General features: G+C 72.0%; 19 protein-coding genes. 11 read left to right on the forward strand and 8 right to left on the reverse strand.

Annotation, left to right across the window (positions count from 1 at the left end):
- Position 1: 1 nt before the first annotated feature.
- The gene (locus SLINC_RS33830) at positions 2 to 1,597 is read right to left on the reverse strand and encodes an AMP-binding protein (protein WP_067441325.1); all 1,596 of its coding nucleotides are present in this window, start codon (positions 1,595 to 1,597) and stop codon (positions 2 to 4) included.
- A 137-nt stretch (positions 1,598 to 1,734) separates the two neighbouring features.
- On the opposite strand from SLINC_RS33830, the gene SLINC_RS33835 reads away from it, so the two are divergent.
- On the forward strand, positions 1,735 to 2,886 hold the full coding sequence (locus SLINC_RS33835; protein ID WP_067441328.1) for an acyl-CoA dehydrogenase family protein: 1,152 nt from the start codon (positions 1,735 to 1,737) through the stop codon (positions 2,884 to 2,886).
- Positions 2,883 to 3,281 (forward strand): RidA family protein, encoded by a 399-nt coding sequence (locus tag SLINC_RS33840; RefSeq protein ID WP_067441336.1) that lies wholly within the window; start codon positions 2,883 to 2,885, stop codon positions 3,279 to 3,281. Before SLINC_RS33835 ends, SLINC_RS33840 begins: the two co-directional genes overlap by 4 nt.
- A 16-nt stretch (positions 3,282 to 3,297) precedes the next feature.
- Here the strand turns inward: SLINC_RS33840 and SLINC_RS33845 are convergent, their stop codons facing one another.
- Positions 3,298 to 3,498 (reverse strand): DUF5999 family protein, encoded by a 201-nt coding sequence (locus SLINC_RS33845; protein ID WP_067441338.1) that lies wholly within the window; start codon positions 3,496 to 3,498, stop codon positions 3,298 to 3,300.
- 245 nt (positions 3,499 to 3,743) lie between these two features.
- Between SLINC_RS33845 and SLINC_RS33850 the strand changes: the two genes are divergently transcribed.
- Together SLINC_RS33850 and SLINC_RS49590 are read left to right on the forward strand one after the other, a co-directional pair.
- The gene (locus tag SLINC_RS33850) at positions 3,744 to 4,169 is read left to right on the forward strand and encodes a DUF6299 family protein (RefSeq protein ID WP_067441341.1); all 426 of its coding nucleotides are present in this window, start codon (positions 3,744 to 3,746) and stop codon (positions 4,167 to 4,169) included.
- Positions 4,170 to 4,339: 170 nt separating this feature from the next.
- Positions 4,340 to 4,819: a hypothetical protein gene (locus SLINC_RS49590; RefSeq protein WP_225988293.1), complete on the forward strand. Its 480-nt coding sequence runs from the start codon at positions 4,340 to 4,342 to the stop codon at positions 4,817 to 4,819.
- A 35-nt stretch (positions 4,820 to 4,854) separates the two neighbouring features.
- Here SLINC_RS49590 and SLINC_RS33860 read toward each other — a convergent pair whose 3' ends face one another.
- From SLINC_RS33860 to SLINC_RS46560, 3 genes are all read right to left on the reverse strand, one after another.
- Entirely contained in the window at positions 4,855 to 7,509 is a 2,655-nt protein-coding gene (locus SLINC_RS33860) for a beta propeller repeat protein (RefSeq protein WP_067441344.1), read from the reverse strand.
- Between the two features lie 220 nt (positions 7,510 to 7,729).
- The gene (locus SLINC_RS33865; RefSeq protein ID WP_067441348.1) at positions 7,730 to 9,259 is read right to left on the reverse strand and encodes a helix-turn-helix domain-containing protein; all 1,530 of its coding nucleotides are present in this window, start codon (positions 9,257 to 9,259) and stop codon (positions 7,730 to 7,732) included.
- A 74-nt stretch (positions 9,260 to 9,333) separates the two neighbouring features.
- Positions 9,334 to 9,534, reverse strand: coding sequence for a DUF4236 domain-containing protein (locus SLINC_RS46560; RefSeq protein WP_079164867.1), 201 nt, complete (start codon positions 9,532 to 9,534; stop codon positions 9,334 to 9,336).
- A 154-nt stretch (positions 9,535 to 9,688) separates the two neighbouring features.
- On the opposite strand from SLINC_RS46560, the gene SLINC_RS33870 reads away from it, so the two are divergent.
- The 5 genes from SLINC_RS33870 to SLINC_RS33890 all read left to right on the forward strand — a co-directional run bounded on the left by SLINC_RS33870 (position 9,689) and on the right by SLINC_RS33890 (position 16,309).
- On the forward strand, positions 9,689 to 10,342 hold the full coding sequence (locus tag SLINC_RS33870) for a class I SAM-dependent methyltransferase (protein WP_079165203.1): 654 nt from the start codon (positions 9,689 to 9,691) through the stop codon (positions 10,340 to 10,342).
- A gap of 44 nt (positions 10,343 to 10,386) precedes the next feature.
- A complete protein-coding gene (locus SLINC_RS33875; protein ID WP_067441354.1) occupies positions 10,387 to 10,971 on the forward strand; it encodes a short chain dehydrogenase in 585 nt (194 codons plus the stop codon).
- 201 nt (positions 10,972 to 11,172) lie between these two features.
- Positions 11,173 to 13,890 carry an aconitate hydratase AcnA gene (gene acnA, locus SLINC_RS33880; protein WP_067441361.1) on the forward strand — a complete coding sequence of 906 codons (2,718 nt, stop codon included), beginning with the start codon at positions 11,173 to 11,175 and terminating at the stop codon, positions 13,888 to 13,890.
- Between the two features lie 167 nt (positions 13,891 to 14,057).
- Positions 14,058 to 14,756, forward strand: a complete 699-nt coding sequence (locus SLINC_RS33885; protein WP_067441363.1) for a hypothetical protein — start codon at positions 14,058 to 14,060, stop codon at positions 14,754 to 14,756.
- Positions 14,753 to 16,309 carry a sensor histidine kinase gene (locus tag SLINC_RS33890; RefSeq protein WP_079164868.1) on the forward strand — a complete coding sequence of 519 codons (1,557 nt, stop codon included), beginning with the start codon at positions 14,753 to 14,755 and terminating at the stop codon, positions 16,307 to 16,309. The genes SLINC_RS33885 and SLINC_RS33890 overlap by 4 nt, the downstream gene beginning before the upstream one ends.
- Positions 16,310 to 16,325: 16 nt before the next feature.
- Here SLINC_RS33890 and SLINC_RS33895 read toward each other — a convergent pair whose 3' ends face one another.
- Positions 16,326 to 17,141, reverse strand: a complete 816-nt coding sequence (locus SLINC_RS33895; RefSeq protein WP_067441366.1) for a hypothetical protein — start codon at positions 17,139 to 17,141, stop codon at positions 16,326 to 16,328.
- Positions 17,138 to 18,403 carry a glycosyltransferase family 4 protein gene (locus SLINC_RS33900; protein WP_067441368.1) on the reverse strand — a complete coding sequence of 422 codons (1,266 nt, stop codon included), beginning with the start codon at positions 18,401 to 18,403 and terminating at the stop codon, positions 17,138 to 17,140. The genes SLINC_RS33895 and SLINC_RS33900 overlap by 4 nt, the downstream gene beginning before the upstream one ends.
- A gap of 169 nt (positions 18,404 to 18,572) precedes the next feature.
- Between SLINC_RS33900 and SLINC_RS33905 the strand changes: the two genes are divergently transcribed.
- Positions 18,573 to 19,439, forward strand: a complete 867-nt coding sequence (locus SLINC_RS33905; protein ID WP_079164869.1) for a DUF817 domain-containing protein — start codon at positions 18,573 to 18,575, stop codon at positions 19,437 to 19,439.
- Positions 19,440 to 19,680: 241 nt separating this feature from the next.
- The gene (locus tag SLINC_RS33910) at positions 19,681 to 20,763 is read left to right on the forward strand and encodes a lytic polysaccharide monooxygenase auxiliary activity family 9 protein (protein WP_375141505.1); all 1,083 of its coding nucleotides are present in this window, start codon (positions 19,681 to 19,683) and stop codon (positions 20,761 to 20,763) included.
- A gap of 187 nt (positions 20,764 to 20,950) precedes the next feature.
- Here SLINC_RS33910 and SLINC_RS33915 read toward each other — a convergent pair whose 3' ends face one another.
- Positions 20,951 to 22,027: an acetylxylan esterase gene (locus SLINC_RS33915; RefSeq protein WP_067441373.1), complete on the reverse strand. Its 1,077-nt coding sequence runs from the start codon at positions 22,025 to 22,027 to the stop codon at positions 20,951 to 20,953.
- Between the last annotated feature and the right edge of the window lie 110 nt (positions 22,028 to 22,137).

The following is a 22,137-nucleotide window of genomic DNA, read 5'->3' on the forward strand; positions in this document are numbered from 1 at the left end:
ATCACTGCTGGTCACCATTGGTGTCACGCAGTCTGAACCGCTGGAGCTTGCCGGTGGCCGTACGCGGCAGGGCGTCCAGGAGGACGACCTCGCGCGGACATTTGTAGGGCGCCAGTTCGGACTTCACGAAGGCGCGCAGCGCCTCGGTGTCCCGCCGGGCGCCCTCCTTGAGCACCGCGTATGCCACCACGACCTGTCCGCGCGCCTCGTCGGGGCGCCCCACGACCGCCGCCTCCAGGACGTCCGGATGGCGCAGCAGGGCGTCCTCGACCTCCGGACCGGCGATGTTGTACCCGGCGGAGATGATCATGTCGTCGGCGCGGGCGAGGTAGCGGAAGTAGCCGTCGGGCTCGCGGACGTAGGTGTCGCCGGTGATGTTCCAGCCGTCGCGCACGTACTCCCGCTGCCGCGGATCGGCCAGATACCGGCAGCCGACCGGGCCGCGCACGGCCAGCAGCCCGGGTTCGCCGTCGGGCACCGGCTCACCGTCGCCGTCCTGCACGCGCGCGTGCCACCCCGGTACGGCGATCCCCGTCGTCCCGGGCCGGATGTCCTCATCGGCCGCGGAGATGAAGATGTGCAGCAGCTCGGTGGCCCCGATGCCGTTGATGAGCCGGAGTCCGGTCCGCTCGTGCCACGCCCGCCAGGTCGCGGCGGGCAGGTTCTCCCCGGCGGAGACACAGCGGCGCAGCGAGGAGACGTCGTGGCCGTCGAGTTCGGCGAGCATCGCCCGGTAGGCGGTCGGCGCGGTGAACAGCACCGAGACCCGGTGCCCGGCGATCGCGGGCAGCAACTGCCCGGGACCGGCCTGTTCGAGGAGGACGGCGCTCGCGCCCGCGCGCAGCGGGAAGACCACCAGGCCGCCGAGTCCGAAGGTGAAGCCCAGGGGAGGACTGCCGGCGAAGACGTCGTCGGGGCGGGGCTGGAGCACATGGCGCGAGAAGGTGTCGGCGATCGCCAGTACATCCCGGTGGAAGTGCATGCACCCCTTCGGCCGGCCGGTGGTGCCGGAGGTGAACGCGATCAGCGCCACGTCGTCGGCGGCGGTGTCCACGGCCGGGTACGGAGTGTCGGGCGCCGGGCGGTTCAGCAGGTCGTCGGGGGCGTCACCGCCGTACGTGGTGACCCGCAGCCCGGGTATCTCGGCCTTGGCGAGGTCGTCGACGGCCCGGATGTCGCACAGGGCGTGCTCCACGCGGGCGATCTCGCAGATCGTGGCCAGCTCGTGGGGCCGCTGCTGGGCCAGCACGGTGACGGCGACCGCGCCCGCCTTCAGCACCGCCAGCCAGCAGGCCGCCAGCCAGGGCGTGGTCGGACCGCGCAACAGGACCCGGGCGCCGGGCACCACCCCGAGGTCGCCGGCGAGGAGGTGCGCGACGCGGTCGACGCGGGCGCGGAGATCGGCGTACGTCCACAGGGGGCCGGTGGGTGTGCGGAACGCCGGGCGGTCCGCGGGCTGGCCGTGCAGCAGCTCGGCGGCACAGTTCAGCCGATCGGGGTACCGCAGCTCGGGCAGGTCGAACAGGAGATCGGGCCACTGGCTCGGGGGCGGGAGGTGGTCGCGCGCAAAGGTGTCGACGTGGGCCGAGACGTTCATGGCGGTTCGCCCCCTTGCCTCGTGGGCTGCCTCGTGGGCGTCGATGGTGGGCTCGCACGAGGAGCGTATCGTGTTGGTGACGACAGTCAACGGTGCGCGATACCGTCGTGGGGTCCAGTGGAGAGAGGGGACCGGCAATGCCCGCATTCTCGCTCGAACCCGCCCAGACCGCCTGGTGTACGGAGCTGCGCACCCTTGCCACCGACCGTCTGCGCCCGCTCGCGGAGAAGGGCGAGCCCGGGCACGTGAACCGCCCGCTGGTCGCCGAACTCGGCCGACTCGGGCTGCTGTCACGCCTGTTCACCTCGGGAGCCCTCGACCTCTGTCTGATGCGGGAGTCACTCGCGTACGCCTGTACCGAGGCCGAGACCGCCCTCGCGCTCCAGGGCCTAGGCGCCCACCCGGTCCACGCCCACGGCACCCCGGCCCAGCGCGAGCGCTGGCTGCCCCGGGTGGCGGACGGCACGGCGGTGGCCGCCTTCGCGCTGAGCGAGCCCGGGGCGGGATCGGACGCGGCGGCGCTGAAGCTGACCGCCAGTCCCGACGGGCCGTCCGGCCGGCGCCTCACCGGCGAGAAGTGCTGGATCTCCAACGCCCCCGAGGCCGACTTCTACACGGTGTTCGCCCGCACCACCCCCGGTGCCGGAGCCCGTGGCGTCACCGCGTTCCTCGTCCCGGCCGACCGTCCCGGTCTCACCGGCGCGCCCCTCGACATGCTCTCGCCGCACCCCATCGGCAGCCTCGACTTCGACGGCGTTCCCGTGACCGACGACGACGTGCTCGGCGAGGTCGACCGCGGCTTCCGGGTCGCCATGGGCACCCTCAACCTGTTCCGCCCGAGCGTCGGCGCCTTCGCCGTAGGCATGGCCCGGGCCGCCCTGGACGCCACCGTGCGGCACACCTCCCGACGGGACGCCTTCAGCGGCAAGCTGATGGACCTCCAGGCCGTCGCGCACCGCGTGGCCGAGATGGCGCTGCGCACCGAGGCGGCCCGCCTCATGGTGTACGCGGCGGCGACGGCGTACGACGAGGGCGCCCCGGACGTCCCCCAGCGCGCCGCGATGGCGAAGCTGCTCGCCACCGAGACCGCCCAGTACGTCGTCGACACGGCCGTCCAGCTCCACGGCGCCCGCGCCCTGCGCCGCGGCCACCTCCTCGAACACCTCTACCGCGAGGTCCGCGCCCCGCGCATCTACGAGGGGGCCAGCGAAGTCCAACTCGGCATCATCGCCAAGGAGTTGTACAAGGAGTTGTCCAAGGATGTCGGCACGGAGGGGGAGGCCCTGTGACCGCCGAGCGCATCAACCCACCCGAACTCTCGCCGCCCACCGGCTTCTCCCACGCGGTCGTCGCCACCGGCGGCCGGCTGGTCTTCCTGGCGGGCCAGACCGCCCTCGACACCGACGGCAAGGTGGTCGGCGCCGCTCTCCCCGAGCAGTTCGAGACGGCCCTCGGCAATCTCCTGACCGCCCTGCACGCCTCCGGCGGCACTCCCGCCGACCTCGCCCGCGTCACCGTCTACGCCACGGACATCGCCGACTACCGCACCCACGCCGCCGAACTGGGCCGTGTCTGGCGGAGGTTGGCCGGCCGGGACTACCCGGCCATGGCGGTCGTGGAAGTCGTACGCCTCTGGGACGACCGGGCGCTGGTGGAACTCGACGGCTTCGCCGTGCTGCCGTGACCCGCTGGCAGAGCGGCTAAGCCGCCATGGCGAGCCGCGCGGCGGGGGCCCGGTGCGGCGGGACGACGCGGCCGTCGGGCAGCAGCTCACCGGTGTCGTCGAAGACGATCGCGCCGTCGCAGAGCAGGTTCCAGCCCTGCTCGGGGTGGGCGGCCACGATGTGCACGGCCCGGGTGTCGTCGGTGGTTGCGGGGCACGAAGGCTGGTGGGAACACATGGCGCACCTCCACGGCGATAGGACCTCGGCGAGCCCCTCGGTCCGGGTCTCTGTGTCCTATGGCTAGACGATCCTCCCGACGAGAACTCATCGGAACAGCCTGCCGTGAAGCGTGACAACACCCGGACAACACGCGGACGGTTCCACGACCGTCGGGGTGGACTCGCCACCGATGGGGTGATGAATCCCGCCCCGGGACGCGGGCGCCGGGTACCAGTGGAGGCCCCACTCCAGGAGGTCTTCGCATGTCCATGCGCCCTGTCCTCGGTGCCGCCGCCGGTGCCGCCCTGCTCCTGCTCGCCGCCCCCGCCGGGCCCGCGGCGGCCGATCCGTACGAGACGGTCACCGTGGACCCCGTCGGCCGTATCGCCGCCGACGGCACCGTCACCCTCTCCGGCACCTACCGCTGCACCGGCGGCACGGGCCCGGTGTTCGTGAGCTCCTCCGTCGGCCAGGATTCCCCGTCCGTGCGGCACGGCATCGGCGGCACCCGCGCCCTGTGCGACGGACTGGAGCACGCCTGGGCGAACACCGGCAAGCCCTCGTCCGCACTGAAGCCCGGCGCGGCACACGTCGAGGTCACCGTCATGGAACTCAGCCCCGACGGCGGCATCCCCCTGCCCCGCTTCCACGCGGCCCAGCGACAGGACATCACGCTGACGCAGAGCTGAACGCCGTCCCAGGGATGCCGCCGGGCCGGGGAGCGCGGCGGCGTCCGGCGCTCAGCACCGGCACGGCCATGCCTGTGCCGTACCGCGGTCCGACAGCCGAAACCGGGACGCCCGGATCCGCGTCGGAGAGGCATGCTGGTGGTCGTGCACGTGGGCCGGGAGGTGCCGGGATGCGGTGGTGGGCCGGGATGTGGGCGGTCGCCGGGGCGGCCGTCCTGATGGCGTGCGGCACATCGGCGGGAGGGCTGTCGGGCGGTGCGCCGACGCGGTCCGGACCGGCCGCCGCGCCGCCTCCTTCGGCGGCGGACTGCACTGCCGCCGCCGGGCGCGCGGAGGTCCTCTTCCGTCCCGGTGACGCGGCGGCCCAGCGGCTGTGCGTGCGGCCGGGAGCCGTCGTGTCCCTCGTCCTGGAGCCCCGGGTGGACGACAAGCGGTGGACGGCCGTGCGGAGTTCGGTGCCGGCCCTCGTCCTGGTGTCCGGCTGGCGGGTGGACGCGGACGGCACGGCTCGCGCCTCGCTGCGGTGCGCGGGCACCCGGGGCGGTACGGCCGAGGTCACCGCGCGGGCGAAGGCCCCGGACGTGGCGGGCGCAGCGCGGGTCGCCTTCACGCTGCACGTGGACGTGCTGCCGCACACGACGCGGGGGTGACTCCGCAACCCGGAGCCACCCCTGTCGCGCCGCTGTCAGCCGCAGTCGCGCACCTTGACCGTGTAGATGCCGCGGCCGTGGGTGGCCGCGTACAGCGTGCTGCCGTCGGGGCTCAGCTTCAGCTGGAGCACGGCGACCGCCGGGAGGCTGCCGACGCGCTGCCAGGCCGTACGGCCCGGCGCCCGGTAGACCACGCCGAGGTCGGTGCCCACGGCGAGGCCGCCGTTAGGCGTGACGACCGCGGAGTCGGCCGGCACGTCGGGGAGGTTCTTCGAGATGTCCTCCCAGGTCGTCCCGCCGTCCTTGGACTCGAAGACGTGGCCCACGCCCGCCCCCGGCCCCTCGGTCCACTGCCGGGAGAAGCCGTTGACCGTGAGGTAGACGTGGTCGGCGTTCTTCGGGTCGACGGCGAAGCCGCTGAGGTAGCGGTTGGGCACGGTGCCGTCCGCGCCGGTGGCCGGCAGGGTGATGTCGTGCCAGCCGGTGCCGTCCGCGTTGCCGACGGAGATGCCGCGGGCGAAGCCCTGGTTGTTGCAGGGGCCGCACCAGGCCGCGTACACCTTGCCGCCCGAGGCCGCGACGGCGGTGGCGGTGCGGCCGGAGCCGAGGTCGTACACGCTCTTCCACTCCGAGCCGCTGCGGATGGCGTACCCGTGGGTCTGCACCCAGATGTGCCGGCCGCCCGCGATCCACGTCGAGGAGTTCTTCGCGTCGGCCGCGAGCGGGGCGATGAAGCGTGCCTCACTGGTCGCGTTGTCGGCCGGGGCGACGTTGTACGACGTGGCCTTGGCGGCGTCGGCGACCCAACTGCCGTCGTTGAGAGCGCAGTTCTGGGTCACCTGGATGGAGAGGTAGACGTACTCCTCGGCGATGTTGCACCCGTTGGCCGGGTCGGTGAGCGTGTCGCCGCCGTCCCCGCCGAAGTTCGACCCCATCACGTGATCGTTGCTGCGCAGGAGGGACTGGCCGTTGTCCTGGAGACCGCCGGTGACCGAGACGCCGCCGTGGTCCAGGTCCTTGCCGATGCCGACCGAGTAGTACTGGAGGGTGTCGATGGTGCCGTCGTTCAGCGAGGTCCAGTCAGTGGCGTGCCCGGAGGCGTCCTGGGAGCCGTCGACCGGGCGCTTGTAGACGCCGCCGTCGTTGCCGACGTAGACGAAGCTCTTGCCGTGGTAGGTGCCGATCGCCACGCCGTGCTGGTCGGAGTGGGTGGTCTGGTGGCAGTCACCGGTCTGCTTGGCGGGGTCGATGTTCCAGCAGGGGAAGGTGAAGTTCCAGTACGGGCCCACGGTCGACCAGGTGCTGCCGCCGTCCTTGGTCTCGTAGACCTCCTCCAGGCCCGCGTACACGTGCTCCGCGTTCGCCGGGTCGACCGTCAGGAACTGGTTGTACCAGGCCTGCACGCCCGGCATGTAGCCGCTGGTGGTCAGCGCGGAGCCGTCGGCGGCCAGGCCCTTGTAGTCGGCGATCTTCGTCCAAGGGCCGGTGGGGGAACCGGACTTGGAGACATAGATGCCCTCCAGCCCGCTGTCCGGGTTGGTGTTCAGCTGCTCCGGTGACTGGTCGACGGCGTAGTAGCGGGAGCCGTCGGCGGAGCGGGCGAAGGTGATGTTGCCGACGTCGTCCGCGTCGGCGGGCAGGTCGCCCAGACCGCTGCTGATCCGCGTCCAGGTGCCGCCCGCGCCCTTGGTGTAGAAGCCGTTGTAGTCGTCACCGCTGCGCCAGCCGACCGCCAGGACGACCTTGCGCGGGTCCTTCGGGTCGATCGCGATGTCGTTGGCGATGTTCTTGTACGGGGCGTCCGGGTCGTCGGCCTTCGAACGGCCCGGCAGATAGTCGGGGTTGGGCGCGAACTCCTGCTTCCAGGGGCCCTTCAGCGTCTTCGTGGAGTGGCTCCACACGCCTGCGCTGGTCGCCGCCCACACCTTGCCGCCGCCGAACCGCAGCTGATGGACGGTGGTGGACTCCAGTTCGTCCCCGCCGACCCGGCTGCGCGTGGAGAAGGTGCCCTGGTGCGGGTGGGACAGGACGTAGACGCCGCTGCCGAGGTAGGCGTCCGCGTTGGTCGTCGCCTCGCCGGTGCCCAGCCACAGCCGGCCGGTCCCGTCGAGCGCGAGCGCGCCGGTGGACTGCGCCGGCAGCCGGTCGCTGATCGGCTGCCAGTGTCCGCCGCCGGACCGGGACCGCCACACGCCGCCACCCGCACTGCCCGCGTACACGTACCCGTCGTCGTCGGCGGCGATCGCCGCCATCCGACCGGTGACGTTGCCGGATCCGCCGCTGGAGTTGGAGTCGATGTCCCGGTAGCGCGGGTCGTCGGAGTTGTAGGGCAGGTCGGTGACGTTGTGCCAACTGCCGCTGGTGCTCGGCAGGTTGGTCAGGTCGTTCCAAGCCGCGCCGTACGCGCCCGGCGCGACGATGCCGGGTGAGGTGCGCGCCTCGGCGTACTGGTCCGCGCCTTCGGCTATCTCGTCCGCCTCGTTGCCGTCGTCGCCGTCCTCGTCCTTGAGCTTGGGGCTCATGACGCCCACCGAGTCCGCCCGTTCGGCGGCGAGTCGGTCGAGCGTGCGGGCGCCGAAGGGGCTGTTGTTCTGGCCGGACGTGGCGCTTGCGGGTAGCGCGACGAGTGCGGCGGATGCGGTGATGGCGCAGATCGTGAGCCATCGTCTCTTGCGGGTCGGTGCTGACACAGGTCCTCCCAAACGGGCATACGTACGGCCGTCGTTGGGACCTGATCACGGGTGGGAGGAAGCGTCCCGCGCTTGGAAAGCCTTTGACCAGAACCTGTCGCTTCGTGTACGGGACATCGACAGGACGAAAGGTTGGCGGCCTGTGGCGCCGCCACTTCCCCGCCTGCCCCCGCGTGCACGGAGGTAAGGAGGGGTGTGGCGGCGCTTTCTCCGATGGCCCTCAGATGTCCCGGAAGATCTCGATCTGCGCCCCCACCGAGTTCAGCCGCTCCGCCAGATCCTCGTACCCCCGGTTGATGACGTACACGTTCCGCAGCACGGACGTGCCCTCGGCCGCCATCATCGCGAGCAGGACGACCACGGCGGGGCGCAGGGCGGGCGGGCACATCATCTCGGCGGCGCGCCAGCGGGTCGGGCCCTCGACCAGCACGCGGTGCGGGTCGAGCAACTGCAACCGCCCGCCCAGCCGGTTCAGGTCGGTCAGGTAGATGGCCCGGTTGTCGTAGACCCAGTCGTGGATGAGGGTCTTGCCGGAGGCGACGGCGGCGATGGCCGCGAAGAAGGGGACGTTGTCGATGTTCAGGCCGGGGAACGGCATGGGGTGGATCTTGTCGATCGGCGCCTCCAGCTTGGAGGGCCGGACGGTGAGGTCCACCAGGCGGGTGCGGCCGTTGTCGGCGAAGTACTCGGGCGTACGGTCGTGGTCGAGGCCCATCTCCTCCAGGACCGCCAGCTCGATCTCCAGGAACTCGATGGGCACCCGGCGGACCGTCAGCTCCGACTCGGTGACGACGGCCGCGGCCAGCAGGCTCATCGCCTCTACCGGGTCCTCGGAGGGGGAGTAGTCCACGTCGGCGTCGATGTCCGGCACGCCGTGCACGGTGAGCGTGGTGGTGCCGATGCCCTCGACCCTCACGCCGAGCGCCTCCAGGAAGAAGCACAGGTCCTGCACCATGTAGTTGGAGGAGGCGTTGCGGATGACGGTGACACCGTCGTGCCGGGCGGCGGCCAGCAGCGCGTTCTCGGTGACCGTGTCCCCGCGCTCGGTCAGGACGATCGGGCGGTCCGGGCGGACGGAGCGGTCGACGACGGCGTGGTACTGCCCCTCCGTCGCGGCGATGTCCAGCCCGAACCGGCGCAGCGCGATCATGTGCGGCTCGATGGTCCGGGTCCCGAGGTCGCAGCCACCGGCGTAGGGCAGCTTGAAGCGGTCCATGTCGTGCAGCAGCGGACCGAGGAACATGATGATCGAGCGGGTGCGGACGGCGGCCTCGGCGTCGATCGTCGCCATGTTCAGCTCGGCCGGCGGCACGATCTCCAGGTCGACGCCCTCGTTGATCCAGCGGGTGCGCACGCCGATGGAGTTCAGCACCTCCAGAAGGCGGTAGACCTCCTCGATCCGGGCGACCCGGCGCAGCACCGTGCGCCCCCGGTTGAGCAGGGAGGCGCACAGCAGCGCCACGCACGCGTTCTTGCTCGTCTTGACGTCGATCGCGCCGGAGAGCCGACGACCGCCGACCACACGCAGGTGCATCGGGCCCGCGTAGCCCAGCGAGACGATTTCGCTGTCCAGCGCTTCGCCGATGCGAGCGATCATCTCAAGGCTGATGTTCTGGTTGCCGCGCTCGATGCGATTGACGGCGCTCTGGCTGGTGCCGAGCGCCTCGGCGAGCTGGGTCTGTGTCCAGCCCCGGTGCTGCCGGGCGTCACGGATGAGCTTGCCGATGCGTACGAGGTAGTCGTCTGCCATGAGGTTGAGGCTATCTCAGATATGAGATGGCACATCCCGAGGGGGTCCATTCGGGTGACAGACCTGAAAGCCCGTCAGCGCCGCTTGGCGGTACGGGTCCGGCGCCATCCGAAAGGTCCGGGCAAATCCACTGATGTCGTACGACGTCCTGTGCTGCTGCTGGTGTGTCGCGGCCCGTGGCGTCCGCCACCGGTGGTGATGGACCAGGAGCGCCGGTTGATGTTCAGGCGCACGCCGGGCAGGATCCGGAAACTCTTGCGGAATGTGAGGGGCATGTGGGCCTCCTTCCAGATGCGGTCAGGTGTTCCCAACTCCCTTCGGATACCCCGACTTGGCGAACTGATGGCCGAATGCCACGGCCTCGTCGGCTCTTGACCCTGCCCGTCTTGACCCTGCCCGAGGGGGAGGGTCGACGGTGGCCGCATGGAGATGGATGACGACGCCCTGCTGGCTGAACAGCTGGCCTACTACCGGGCCGGCGCGGCCGAATACGACCGGCCCTACACGCGGCACCAGGAGTTGCGCGACCTGCTCGCCACCGTCGACGACCTCCCCATCGCCGGTGACGTGCTGGAACTGGCCTGCGGTACGGGCCAGTGGACCCCGCGGCTCGCCGCGCGGGCGCGGTCGGTCACGGCCGTCGACGCGGCGCCCGAAACGCTGGCCCTGGCCCGGGCGCGCACCGCGTCCCCCGCCGTCCGGTTCGTCCGGGCCGACCTGTTCGCGTGGCGGCCGCCCCGGCGCTACGACACGGTCTTCTTCGCCTTCTGGCTCTCCCACGTCCCACCGGCCCGGCTGCCCGCCTTCTGGAACACCGTCGCCGCCGCGCTCGCCCCGGGTGGCAGGGCGGTCTTCGTCGACGACGGCCCCGCCGCCGCGGCGGACGAGGAACTCCTCGCGCGGCACCCGGTCCCGACGGTCCTGCGCCGCCTCGACGACGGCAGCCGCCACCGCGTCGTGAAGGTCCTCCACGACCCCCGGACCCTCACCCGCGACCTCACGGCCCAGGGCTGGTCGGTCCGCATCCGCCCCCTGGCGAACACCTTCACCGGCATCGCGGAGCCGCCGGCCGCCACCGTCTGAAAAGCCGTTCGCCCCCGCGGGCGGCCCCTTCTAGCCTGCGCTGCATGAAGGTACTCGTGATCGGTGCGACGGGAACGATCGGCAGAGCGGTCGTGGAGGAACTGGAAGCGGCACACGAGGTGGTGAAGGTCTCCCGCGGCGGATCGCCGCGGGCCGACCTGGAGGACCCGTCCTCCCTGGACGCGCTCTTCGACGAGGTGCCCGACCTGGACGCGGTCGTGTGCTGCGCGGCGAGCGGCCCCCTGGTGGACCTGGCGGAGGTGACGGACGACACGTTCGCCGCCGGAGTCCGCGCCAAGCTGCTCGGTCAGGTCGCGCTGGCCCGGCGGGCGGTGCGGCGGCTGCGGGACGGCGGGTCGGTCACGCTGACCGGGGGGACGTTCGCCGAACCCCTCCCGGGCGGCTCGCTCGGCGCCCTGGTCAACAGCGGCCTGGAGGGATTCGTCACCAACGCCGCCGCGGAACTGCCACGAGGTCTGCGCATCAACCTCGTCAGCCCCGGCTGGATCAAGGAGACCCTGGAGGGTCTGGGTACGGACGGTACGGCCGGCACGCCCGCCGCCGAGGTCGCCCGGGTTTACGTCTCCCTCGTGGAGGGAGCCGTGACGGGCCGGGTCGTCCGCGCGTGACCGGGAGGCCGGGCATGACCAACCCGGCCTCATGTACTAGAGTTATCTCGACATCGAGATATCTGCCGAGGCGTACCGCAGCCGCACGCTCGCTGGGTCTGGCAGTAAGGCATGCCTAACTTAGCCTTACCTTAGCGGATCGGCCAAGACGGCGTGGCGGCAGGATGCGGTGGTAAGCGCACAAAACTGAAGGAGACTGTCGTGTCGGCGAACAGCTTCGACGCCCGCGCCACGCTGAGCGTGGGCGACGAGTCGTACGAGATCTTCCGGCTGGACAAGGTGGAGGGCTCGGCCCGCCTGCCGTACAGCCTCAAGGTTCTGCTGGAGAACCTGCTCCGTACCGAGGACGGCGCGAACATCACCGCCGACCACATCCGCGCCCTCGGCGGCTGGGACTCCCAGGCCCAGCCGTCGCAGGAGATCCAGTTCACGCCCGCCCGCGTGATCATGCAGGACTTCACCGGCGTGCCCTGTGTCGTCGACCTCGCCACCATGCGTGAGGCCGTCAAGGAGCTCGGCGGCGACCCGGCGAAGGTCAACCCGCTCTCCCCGGCCGAGCTGGTCATCGACCACTCCGTCATCGCCGACAAGTTCGGCACCAACGAGGCCTTCGCGCAGAACGTCGAGCTGGAGTACGGCCGCAACCGCGAGCGCTACCAGTTCCTGCGCTGGGGCCAGACCGCCTTCGACGACTTCAAGGTCGTCCCGCCCGGCACCGGCATCGTCCACCAGGTGAACATCGAGCACCTGGCGCGCACGGTCATGGTCCGCAACGGCCAGGCCTACCCCGACACCCTCGTCGGCACCGACTCGCACACCACCATGGTCAACGGCCTCGGTGTGCTGGGCTGGGGCGTCGGCGGCATCGAGGCCGAGGCCGCGATGCTCGGCCAGCCGGTCTCCATGCTCATCCCGCGCGTCGTCGGCTTCAAGCTGACCGGTGAGCTCACCCCCGGCACCACCGCCACCGACCTCGTGCTGACCATCACCGAGATGCTCCGCAAGCACGGAGTCGTCGGCAAGTTCGTCGAGTTCTACGGCGAGGGCGTGTCCGCCACCTCCCTCGCCAACCGCGCCACCATCGGCAACATGTCGCCGGAGTTCGGCTCGACCGCCGCGATCTTCCCGATCGACGGCGAGACCATCAAGTACCTGAAGCTCACCGGCCGCTCCGAGCAGCAGCTCGCGCTCGTCGAGGCGTACGCCAAGGAGCAGGGCCTCTGGCTGGACCCGAAGGCCGAGCCGGACTTCTCCGAGAAGCTGGAGCTCGACCTCTCCACGGTCGTCCCCTCCATCGCCGGCCCGAAGCGCCCGCAGGACCGCATCGTCCTCGCGAACGCCGCCGAGCAGTTCAAGACGGACGTACGCAACTACGTCGACTCCGTGGACGAGTCCGGCAAGGAGTCCTTCCCGGCCTCCGACGCCCCGGCCGTCGCCCCGAACGGCGCCCCGTCCAACCCGGTCACCGTGACCGCCCCCGACGGCTCGACGTACGAGATCGACCACGGTGCGGTGACGGTCGCGGCCATCACCTCCTGTACCAACACCTCCAACCCGTACGTCATGGTCGCCGCCGCGCTCGTCGCGAAGAAGGCCGTGGAGAAGGGCCTGACCCGCAAGCCGTGGGTCAAGACCACCCTCGCCCCGGGTTCGAAGGTCGTCACCGACTACTTCGACAAGGCCGGTCTGACGCCGTACCTCGACAAGGTCGGCTTCAACCTGGTCGGTTACGGCTGCACCACCTGCATCGGCAACTCCGGCCCGCTGCCGGAGGAGGTCTCCCAGGCCGTCAACGACCACGACCTCGCGGTCACCTCGGTCCTCTCCGGCAACCGGAACTTCGAGGGCCGGATCAACCCCGACGTCAAGATGAACTACCTGGCCTCCCCGCCGCTGGTCGTCGCGTACGCCCTCGCGGGCTCCATGAAGGTGGACATCACGCGGGACGCCCTGGGCGCCGACCAGGACGGGAACCCGGTCTTCCTGAAGGACATCTGGCCCTCCGAGGCCGAGGTCAACGACGTCGTGGCCAACGCCATCGGCGAGGACATGTTCAACAAGTCCTACCAGGACGTCTTCGCGGGCGACGCCCAGTGGCAGGCGCTCCCGATCCCGACCGGCAACACCTTCGAGTGGGACGCGGAGTCGACGTACGTCCGCAAGCCCCCGTACTTCGAGGGCATGACGATGGAGACCACCCCGGTCTCCGACATCACCGGCGCCCGTGTCCTGGCCAAGCTGGGCGACTCGGTGACGACGGACCACATCTCGCCCGCCGGTGCCATCAAGGCCGACACCCCGGCCGGCAAGTACCTCACCGAGCACGGTGTGGAGCGTCGTGACTTCAACTCCTACGGCTCGCGCCGAGGCAACCACGAGGTCATGATCCGCGGCACGTTCGCCAACATCCGCCTGCGCAACCAGATCGCGCCGGGCACCGAGGGCGGCTACACCCGCGACTTCACCCAGGACGGCGGTCCGGTGTCGTTCATCTACGACGCCTCCCGCAACTACATCGAGCAGGGCACCCCGCTGGCCATCCTGGCCGGCAAGGAGTACGGCTCCGGCTCGTCCCGCGACTGGGCCGCCAAGGGCACCGCGCTCCTCGGCGTCAAGGCCGTCATCGCCGAGTCGTACGAGCGCATCCACCGCTCGAACCTCATCGGCATGGGCGTGCTCCCGCTCCAGTTCCCGGAGGGCCAGTCCGCCGCGACCCTCGGTCTGACCGGCGAGGAGACCTTCTCCTTCACCGGCGTCGAGGAGCTCAACAACGGCACCACGCCGCGCACGGTCAAGGTCACCACCGACACGGGCGTCGAGTTCGACGCGGTCGTCCGCATCGACACCCCCGGTGAGGCCGACTACTACCGCAACGGCGGCATCATGCAGTACGTGCTGCGCAGCCTGATCCGCAAGTAGGCGGCGGCGCACGGCAGTCGAGGGTCGCATCCCCGGAAACGGGGGTGCGGCCCTCCGCCGTGTCCGCAGGGGCGGGGGAGACGGATGTTCCCCGTATCCGCGCAGGTCATCGCCAGGCCTCAGGCGGAACACAGGCGTCCCTCAGGCGGCCGGGACACGATCGGTGCATGACCGCCACCGAGGGGTTCCGACAGCGCCACGCGCGCGTGCCCGCCACGGACGACGGGCCGACGCCCCCGGCCCGCGGCCGTATCCCGCACGCCGTCGCGCCCCGCCCCCGGCGGAAGGGCCCCCGGCCGTCCGTCCGGATGCCGGGACGGACGCCGACGGTCCGCACCGTGCAGCGCCACGCGCGCGTGCCCGCCGCGGACGACGGGCCGACGGCCACCGAGGTGGTGTCGGTCGCCGTGACCGGAGCGGGCCGCAGGTCCGGTCCGGCCGTCGACGGGCACACCGACGGACACGCCGCGCCGCCCCCGGCCCGCGGCCACCTCCCGCACGCCGTCGCGCCCCGCCCCCGGCGGAAGGGCCCCCGGCCGCCCGTCCTGATGCCGGGACGGATGCCGACGGTCCGCACCGTGCAGCGCCACGCGCGAGTGCCCGCCGCGGACGACGGGCCGACGGCCACCGAGGTGGTGTCGGTCGCCGTGACCGGAGCGGGCCGCAGGTCCGGTCCGGCCGTCGACGGGCACACCGACGGACACGCCGCGCCGCCCCCGGCCCGCGGCCACCTCCCGCACGCCATCGCGCCCCGCCCCCGGCGGAAGGGCCCCCGGCCGTCCGTCCTGATGCCGGGACGGATGCCGACGGTCCGCACCGTGCGCGGTCCCGGCCACGCCATCAGGCCGACGGAGGCAGCGAGATGAGCACCGACCAGGCCGACGGAGGCCGCGCGACGAGCGCCGTCCCGCGCCGCCGACAAACCCTCCGCGCCCGGTCCCTGCACACCCGCCTGCTCCTCCTCGTAGGCATCACCCTCCTCGTCGTGTGCTCGGCCACGGCCGGCACCACCGCCTTCGTCCAGCGCGCCTATCTGATGGGCCACCTCGACGACCGCGTCACCCAGGCCGTCGACCGCGGCGCGGGAGAGGCGGGCCGCCATCCGGACGAGGAGGACGACCTGTCCTTCTTCACCGGGAACGGCCACCCGGCCGGCATGATCGCCGCCCGGCTCGACACCGACGGCGGCATCCTCGCCGCGGCGGTCGTCGGCCAGGACACCCCGCCCCGGTCCCTCACCACCGCCCAGAGCGCCGCCCTGGCGGGTATCGCCACCGACGGCTCCCGGCACACCCGGACCGTCCCCGGCCTCGGCACCTACCGGGTCGCCGCGGTCGACAGCGACGGGTCCCGCGTCCTGGCCGGGTTGCCGATGGACGACGTCCAGCACCTGATCAGCACCCTGGTGGCGGTCGAGGCGGCCGTCGCCGGTGCCGGGCTCGCCCTCGCGTGCTGTGTCTGCGCCGTGGTCGTACGACGGCAACTGCGGCCCCTGGGCCGGGTCACCGCCACCGCGGCCGAGGTCACCCGCGCCCCGCCGCTCCGGGGCGAGGCCACCGGCCTCACCCGGGTCCCCGAGCGCGACACGGTCCCCGGCAGCGAGGCGGGGCAGATCGGCGCCGCCCTCAACCGCCTGATCGACCAGGTCGAGTCCTCGCACGCCGAACGCCGGCGCGGCGAGGAACGCATGCGCCGCTTCCTGGCCGACGCCAGCCATGAACTGCGTACGCCTCTCACGTCCATCGCCGGATACGCGGAACTGATGACCCGAAGCCAGGTGAGTACCGGCCGCGTCGAACCGGCACTCGCCTGGCGCCGGGTCCTGGCCGAGTCGGCGCGCATGACCGGGCTGGTCGAGGACCTGCTCCTGCTGGCCCGGCTCGACGAGGGCCGGCCGCTCCACCGCGCCGAGGTCGACCTGGCGGCGCTGGTCGCGGAGGCGGTGTGGGAGGCGCGGGCCGCGGGCGACGGCCGTCACTGGCAGCTCGACCTGCGCCTCGACGCCCCCGCGTCGGTCGTCGGCGACGCGGACCGGCTCCACCAGGTGGTGGCCGGCCTGCTGGCCAACGCGCGTACGCACACCCCGGCCGGCACGACGGTGACGGCGACCGTCGAGGCCACCGGCACCCGCTGTGTCGTCCGGGTCCGCGACGACGGCCCCGGCATCCCGCAGGCTCTCCTGCCCACCGTCTTCGAACGCTTCACCCGCGCCGACACCTCCCGCTCCCGCGCCGACGCCACGTCCGGCGGCACCGGCCTCGGCCTCGCCGTCGCCGCGGCGATCACCGCGGCCCACGGCGGCCGTATCGACGTCTCCAGCGTCCCCGGCCGCACCGAGTTCACCGTCGCGCTGCCGCCGGCCGGCGGGACGGCGGAGCCGGAGCGGCCGGCGCGGCGGACGAGCCCCGCGCGGGTGTGAGGCCGCGCCGCGCTCGTCAGACGGCCCTCCTCACCTCCAGGGACAGGTCGTTGTCGACGGTGAAGTAGGGCCGCAGACAGGCCCCGTCGACCGTCACCGCCGGATACACGAACACCTCCTTGCGGTCCGCCACGTCGTCCAGGAGACGGGCGAGCCGGACGAGGGGCGCGTCGGGCGAGGGCTGGACGAAAATGTCCCACACGCCGTGGCGGGCGGCGGCCAGCGCGTCGTGGTCGACGGTGAAGAAGAACCCGTGGCCGTCGTCCGAGGCCAGGGGCTTCAGGTCGCGCACGGTGCCGCCCCCGCCGCGCAGCCGCAGACGGACGGTGGCCCCCGCCGCCAGGGAGTCACCGTGCAGCCGGGCCCCGACCGTGGTCGACCCGTCGCTCACGTCCACGCGCTCGACCTCCGCGTGGGCGGGGCGCAGCCAGGCGCGAATCGCGAAGTACCCGTCCACGGTGGCGTAGGGGATCCGGACGGCGAGCGGTGTCCGCCGGTCCCGGAGGTGCCCGTCGACCAGCGCCCGCAGGTCACGCAGGCCCGGCCGCAGCCGCTGCCGCTCGGATCCCGCACCCAGCAGGTACACGTCCCACCGGCCCTCCGCGAGGACGGTCTCCGGGTCCAGCGCGGCGTACAGCCGGCCGTCGTCGCCGGGTTCCAGGGCGAGGGTGTGCAGGACCTTCTCCGGCTCCCCCTTCTTCGGCCGCAGCCGCAGCACCAGCCGCTGCCCTTCGGCCGCCTGCGCCGACTCGGCCGGCAGATCGAAGAGGATCCGCCCGCTGCCGTCGGCCACACAGCCCAGCCGTGCCGTCACCGCCGTCGCCGTACTCATCGTCGCCCCTTCCGTACGACGCGCAGCGCGCCGCTCGCCACCGTGTACGCCGCGTCCCGGGCGGCGAACCCCTGGCCGGCCAGGACGCGCCGCACACCGGGGCGGTCCCCCGCGGCCCGTCGCCCCGCCTCGCGTGCCGCGAACGCCTCGGCGAACAGGCGCTCGGCCTGCTCGACCACCGGCCCGGGCGCGTACCGCTGGGCGTTCTTCAGCGCCGCACGGCCCGTCCGGCGGCGCAGCTCGTCGTCGCGGACCAGTTCCAGCAGGGCCGCGGCCAGCGCGTCACGGTCGTCGACCGGCACCAGTCGGCCGTCGACGCCGTCCTGGATGATCTCGCGGGGCCCGTGGGGGCAGTCGGTGCTCACCACGGGCAGGCCGCAGCGCATCGCCTCGACGATGGTCATGCCGAACGGCTCGAAGTTGGAGGCCGCCGCACCGATCGAGCCCTTGACCCACTCCGCCTCCATGGGAGCCGCCGCCCCCATCAGGAAGACGTTGTTCCACAGCCCCAGTTCGGCCGTCAGAGCGCGCAGCCGGTCGTGCTCCTCGCCCTTGCCGTAGATGCGCAGCCGCCAGTCCGGATGCTCGGCGGCGACCAGAGCGAACGCCTCGATGAGCAGGTCGTACCGCTTGACCGGCACCAGCCGGCCGGCCGCGACGACCACCTTCGCGTCACCGTCCGAGGGCGGCAGTACGGGATCCGGGACGCTGTTCGGAAGAGCTTCCACGCGTACGCCGGGCAGCCGCATCTTGCGCCGGTAGGCGGCGGCGTCCGCCTCGGTCACCGTCGTGAGCGCGTCCAGCCGGCGGTAGGCCCGGCGCAGCGCGTGGCGCAGCCGCGGCGAGTGGTTGTCGAGGGTGAGGTGCTCCTGGCCCACGCGCAGGACATGCTTCGGGGCCTGGTAGGCGAGATGGACGTTGAGCCCCGGCCGGGTGCCGATCACCACGTCGGCGTCGAGCGCGGCGAGGCACTCGCCTATGCGCTCGTCGGTCAGCTCGCTGTACTGCCCGTAGCGGTACTCGGCCCGCGGGAACACCCGCGCCGGTCTCAGATGTAAGGGGTGCTCCTTCTCCTGGCGCAGATCCACCAGCGGCCGCAGCGACACCCGCGGGTCCAGCGTGAAGTTCGGGAGCTCCCGGTGCCGCAGGACGGAGACGATCTCCACCTCGTGCCGTTCGGCCAGTGCCTGGGCCAGGTTGAAGGTGGTGGTGATGGTGCCTCCAATCCCATAAGCGTTATGAATAAGGAAAGAGATCTTCATGGTGGTCCAGACAACACCAACTCCCCCGAGGGTTGCGGCCTGTTACCACTTCGTAGTGCGTCCGGTCCAGATCGCGGAGGGGCAACGGTGTGTCGCGCCCCGGCGGACACCGGGTGTCGGGAAGGTAACGACCGCAACCTTCCACCCCACCCGACCGCTCTCCCTCACCATGCGCACGATCACGAACGGCGCCCGGACGCTCGCCCTGCAACTGCTCCGGTTCGCCCTGGTGCAGGCCCGCTGCTGCGCGTTCGCGGTGGCGCTGATGGGTGGCATGGCCGTCTCCAGGCTCCTCCCGCCCCTGCCGGTGGCACGCTACGACCTGCTGCTCGCGTACGGCGTCCTGCTCACCGGCGTGGGCTTCCTGCTGGGGTGGGAGACCCGGCGGGAGGTCGCGGTGGTGGCCGTCTGCCATGTCCTGGGGCTCGCCTTCGAGCTGGTGAAGGTCCAGGTGGGTTCCTGGAGCTACCCCGAACCCGGCCTGGCCAAGATCGCCGGTGTGCCGCTGTACGGCGGCTTCATGTACGCCGCCGTCGGCAGCTACGTCTGCCGTTCCTGGCGGCTGATGGACCTCTCGCTCACCGGCTACCGCGCCCGCGCCACCGCCGTCCTGGCCGTCGGCCTGTACGTCAACTTCCTGAGCCACCACTGGCTCCCCGACCTGCGATGGCCGCTCGGCGTCCTGCTCCTGGCCGCCACCTGCGGCACCTGGGTCCACTACACCGTCGGCCCCCGCCGCCACCGCATGCCCCTCGCCCTCGCCTTCGTCCTCATCGGCTTCTTCCTCTGGCTCGCCGAGAACATCGCCACCTACTTCGGCGCCTGGACCTACCCCACCCAACTCCACGGCTGGCAACCGGTCCCGGTGACCAAGTGGATCTCCTGGGCCCTGCTGATCAGCGTCACCTTCGTCATCTGCGGGACGCGCCGGCACACCGCCGCGCGGAGGGACCGGCCGCTTTCCACGCGGGACGCCGGCACCGGCCCGCCGCCGGTGCCGGAGGAGTCGGTGCCGGAGGAGCCGGTGCGGGGCTGACACGTCACGCCGCGGGCTCGCCCCCACGGTCCACGCGCGTCCGCAGCCGCCCGACCAGGGCCCCTGTGCGCCAGCCGTTTACAAGTACGCCACCGAGCGCTAGCTTCCCCCACAGGTGGGGTGGGAGCGCTCCCACATGGCGGACCGGAACCTGCCCCGTGGGTCGCCCCCACCCCCCGCCCTCCGCACCCGCGCATTCCCACGGCCCGTACCTCAAGGAACGGACTGACCTGTCATGATCATGACAAGAACAACAGCCGATTCCCCCCGCCGATTGGTCCCCGCGACCCGCGCCCGGGCTCTCTTCCTCGTTCTCGTCTCCCTGCTCGCGACGATCCCGGCCCTGAGTCTGGTCGTCACGGCGGGCGGTGAGGCGGAGGCCCACGGCACCCCGATGAAGCCCGCCAGCCGTACCTTCCTGTGCTGGCAGGACGGGCTGACCGACACCGGCGAGATCAAGCCGGTCAACCCGGCCTGCAAGAACGCGCAGGCGGTCAGCGGCACCACGCCGTTCTACAACTGGTTCTCGGTGCTCCGCTCGGACGGCGCCGGCCGCACCCGCGGCTTCGTGCCGGACGGTGAGCTGTGCAGTGGCGGCAACACCAACTTCACGGGCTTCAACGCCCCGCGCGGCGACTGGCCGCTCACCCACCTCACCTCGGGCGCGACGGTCGACTTCTCCTACAACGCCTGGGCCGCGCACCCGGGTTGGTTCTACGTCTACATCACCAAGGACGGCTTCGACCCGACCAAGACGCTCACCTGGAACGACATCGAGGACCGGCCGTTCCTGAGCGTCGACCACCCGCCGCTCAACGGCAGCCCGGGCACGGTCGAGGCCGACTACTCCTGGAACGGGCAGCTCCCGGCCGACAAGTCGGGCCGCCACATCATCTACATGGTCTGGCAGCGCTCGGACAGCGCGGAGACCTTCTACTCCTGCTCCGACGTGGTCTTCGACGGCGGCAACGGCGAGGTCACCGGCATCCACGACCCGGGCAACCCGACCGAGCCGGTGCCGGGCACCTGCACGGCCACGCGCAAGACCACCGGCACGTGGAACGGCGGCTACCAGTCCGAGGTGACCGTCACCAACTCCGGCAACGTCCCGATGCTCGGCTGGATGGTCGACTGGACGCTGCCGGGCGGCCAGAAGGTCGAGAGTCTGTGGAGCGGCAGCGCCACCTACACCGGCCAGGACGTGATGGTCCACAACGCCGGCTGGAACGGCTCACTGGCTCCGGGGAGGAGTACGACGTTCGGGTACGTCGTCTCGGGCTCCGGCGGTGAGACGGCGACGACCCTGCCCTGCCGGGTCGGCTGATCGTCGCCGACACGCACCCTCGAACCGCCGCTCTGGGCGGACCCGGTGGGGGATGCCACCGGGTCCGCGAGCCGGCCGGGCGAGGGGGGAGTGCGTCCGGCCGGAGGGGGTTGACCTGGAAAGGAAGTGTTCGACAACGTTGTCCGAACGCCCTCCTCCGACTCTACCGCCTCGACGGAGACCAAGGTCAAACCACACCCGGCAGCCAGTCGAGCTGGCGGCGCACATGCACCGCGTCGCCGCCCTCGTGGCCGTTGTACGGATAGGCGTGGATCTCCTTGCGGGGCGGCGCGTCCTGGGGCCGCCGCCCGTCCTGGGCCGGTGCGTTCTGGGCCCGTGCGCCACTGGTCCGCGCACCGTGGGGCAGTGAACCGTGGGGCCGTGAACCGCCCAGCTCGCCGTACCGGTTGAAGGCGGCGTACGCACCGCTCGGCGGGCACACCGTGTCGCGCAGGCCGACCCCGAAGTGGGCCGAGGCCCGGGCGCGGCGGGCGAAGGAGATGCCCTCCAGGTACGCGAGGGTGCGGTAGGCCGCCTCCTCCGCTCCCCGGTGGACCGAGAGATAGGCGGTGATCTCGCCGTACGGGGCCGCGTCGGTGAGGTCGAGCGCGCGCCGGATCCCGCACAGGAAGGGGGCGGTGACCAGCACCGCCGCCAGGTCCGGTACCAGTCCCGCGACGGCCAGGGCGAGGCCGCCGCCCTGGCTGTTGCCCACGGCCACCGTCCGGCCCGCGTCCACGCCGGGCAGCGCGCGCACGGCGGTCACCGCGCGGACCGCGTCCGTGATCAGACGGCGGTAGTGGTGGTCCTGGGGTGCGAGCAGCCCTCGTACCGCCGGGCCGGGACCGCCCGGGGCGGCCGCGTGCGGGTCCGGGGTGTCGCCTCCGCAGCCGTACTGGTCCCCCTGGCCCCGGTTGTCCATGAGCAGATGCGCGTACCCGGCGTTCACCCAGGTCAGCCGCTCGTGCGGAAGGCCGCGCCCGCGGCCGTACCCGGCGTACTCGACGACGGCCGGGAGGGGCTCGCGCACCCCGGCGGGCCGGCTGTACCAGGCGCGGACCGGGTCGCCGGCGAATCCGCGGAAGGTCACGTCCCAACTCTCGGTGAGCCGCAGGCCGTTCGGCACCGGACGTACCGAGACGAGAGGATCCGCCTGACCTGCCTCCTTCAGCGTGCTCAGCCAGAACTCGTCGAAATCGGCGGGCTCTTCGAGTTCCGCCCGATAGTGCTCCAGTTCGTTCGGCGGCAGGTCGAAGGCGGGCACGGGACACCTCGCAGGAGTCGGAGGGCAAAGGGAAACTTGCGGAGACAGTGGCACCGGATCCTCGGGTTCTACCCCGCTCCGAGGCGACTCCAACTCCCCGGATATGCGGC

Source organism: Streptomyces lincolnensis, assembly GCF_001685355.1.
Classification (GTDB): domain Bacteria; phylum Actinomycetota; class Actinomycetes; order Streptomycetales; family Streptomycetaceae; genus Streptomyces; species Streptomyces lincolnensis.

What these genes read in the sequence shown, in the direction of transcription:
- SLINC_RS33830 (WP_067441325.1), bottom strand. Translation starts at nt 1,597, where the DNA reads ATGAACGTCTCGGCCCACGTCGACACCTTTGCGCGCGACCACCTCCCG.
- SLINC_RS33835 (WP_067441328.1), top strand. Translation starts at nt 1,735, where the DNA reads ATGCCCGCATTCTCGCTCGAACCCGCCCAGACCGCCTGGTGTACGGAG.
- SLINC_RS33845 (WP_067441338.1), bottom strand. Translation starts at nt 3,498, where the DNA reads ATGTGTTCCCACCAGCCTTCGTGCCCCGCAACCACCGACGACACCCGG.
- SLINC_RS33850 (WP_067441341.1), top strand. Translation starts at nt 3,744, where the DNA reads ATGTCCATGCGCCCTGTCCTCGGTGCCGCCGCCGGTGCCGCCCTGCTC.
- SLINC_RS49590 (WP_225988293.1), top strand. Translation starts at nt 4,340, where the DNA reads ATGCGGTGGTGGGCCGGGATGTGGGCGGTCGCCGGGGCGGCCGTCCTG.
- SLINC_RS33865 (WP_067441348.1), bottom strand. Translation starts at nt 9,259, where the DNA reads ATGGCAGACGACTACCTCGTACGCATCGGCAAGCTCATCCGTGACGCC.
- SLINC_RS46560 (WP_079164867.1), bottom strand. Translation starts at nt 9,534, where the DNA reads ATGCCCCTCACATTCCGCAAGAGTTTCCGGATCCTGCCCGGCGTGCGC.
- SLINC_RS33870 (WP_079165203.1), top strand. Translation starts at nt 9,689, where the DNA reads ATGGATGACGACGCCCTGCTGGCTGAACAGCTGGCCTACTACCGGGCC.
- SLINC_RS33875 (WP_067441354.1), top strand. Translation starts at nt 10,387, where the DNA reads ATGAAGGTACTCGTGATCGGTGCGACGGGAACGATCGGCAGAGCGGTC.
- SLINC_RS33885 (WP_067441363.1), top strand. Translation starts at nt 14,058, where the DNA reads ATGACCGCCACCGAGGGGTTCCGACAGCGCCACGCGCGCGTGCCCGCC.
- SLINC_RS33890 (WP_079164868.1), top strand. Translation starts at nt 14,753, where the DNA reads ATGAGCACCGACCAGGCCGACGGAGGCCGCGCGACGAGCGCCGTCCCG.
- SLINC_RS33895 (WP_067441366.1), bottom strand. Translation starts at nt 17,141, where the DNA reads ATGAGTACGGCGACGGCGGTGACGGCACGGCTGGGCTGTGTGGCCGAC.
- SLINC_RS33900 (WP_067441368.1), bottom strand. Translation starts at nt 18,403, where the DNA reads ATGAAGATCTCTTTCCTTATTCATAACGCTTATGGGATTGGAGGCACC.
- SLINC_RS33905 (WP_079164869.1), top strand. Translation starts at nt 18,573, where the DNA reads ATGCGCACGATCACGAACGGCGCCCGGACGCTCGCCCTGCAACTGCTC.
- SLINC_RS33910 (WP_375141505.1), top strand. Translation starts at nt 19,681, where the DNA reads ATGACAAGAACAACAGCCGATTCCCCCCGCCGATTGGTCCCCGCGACC.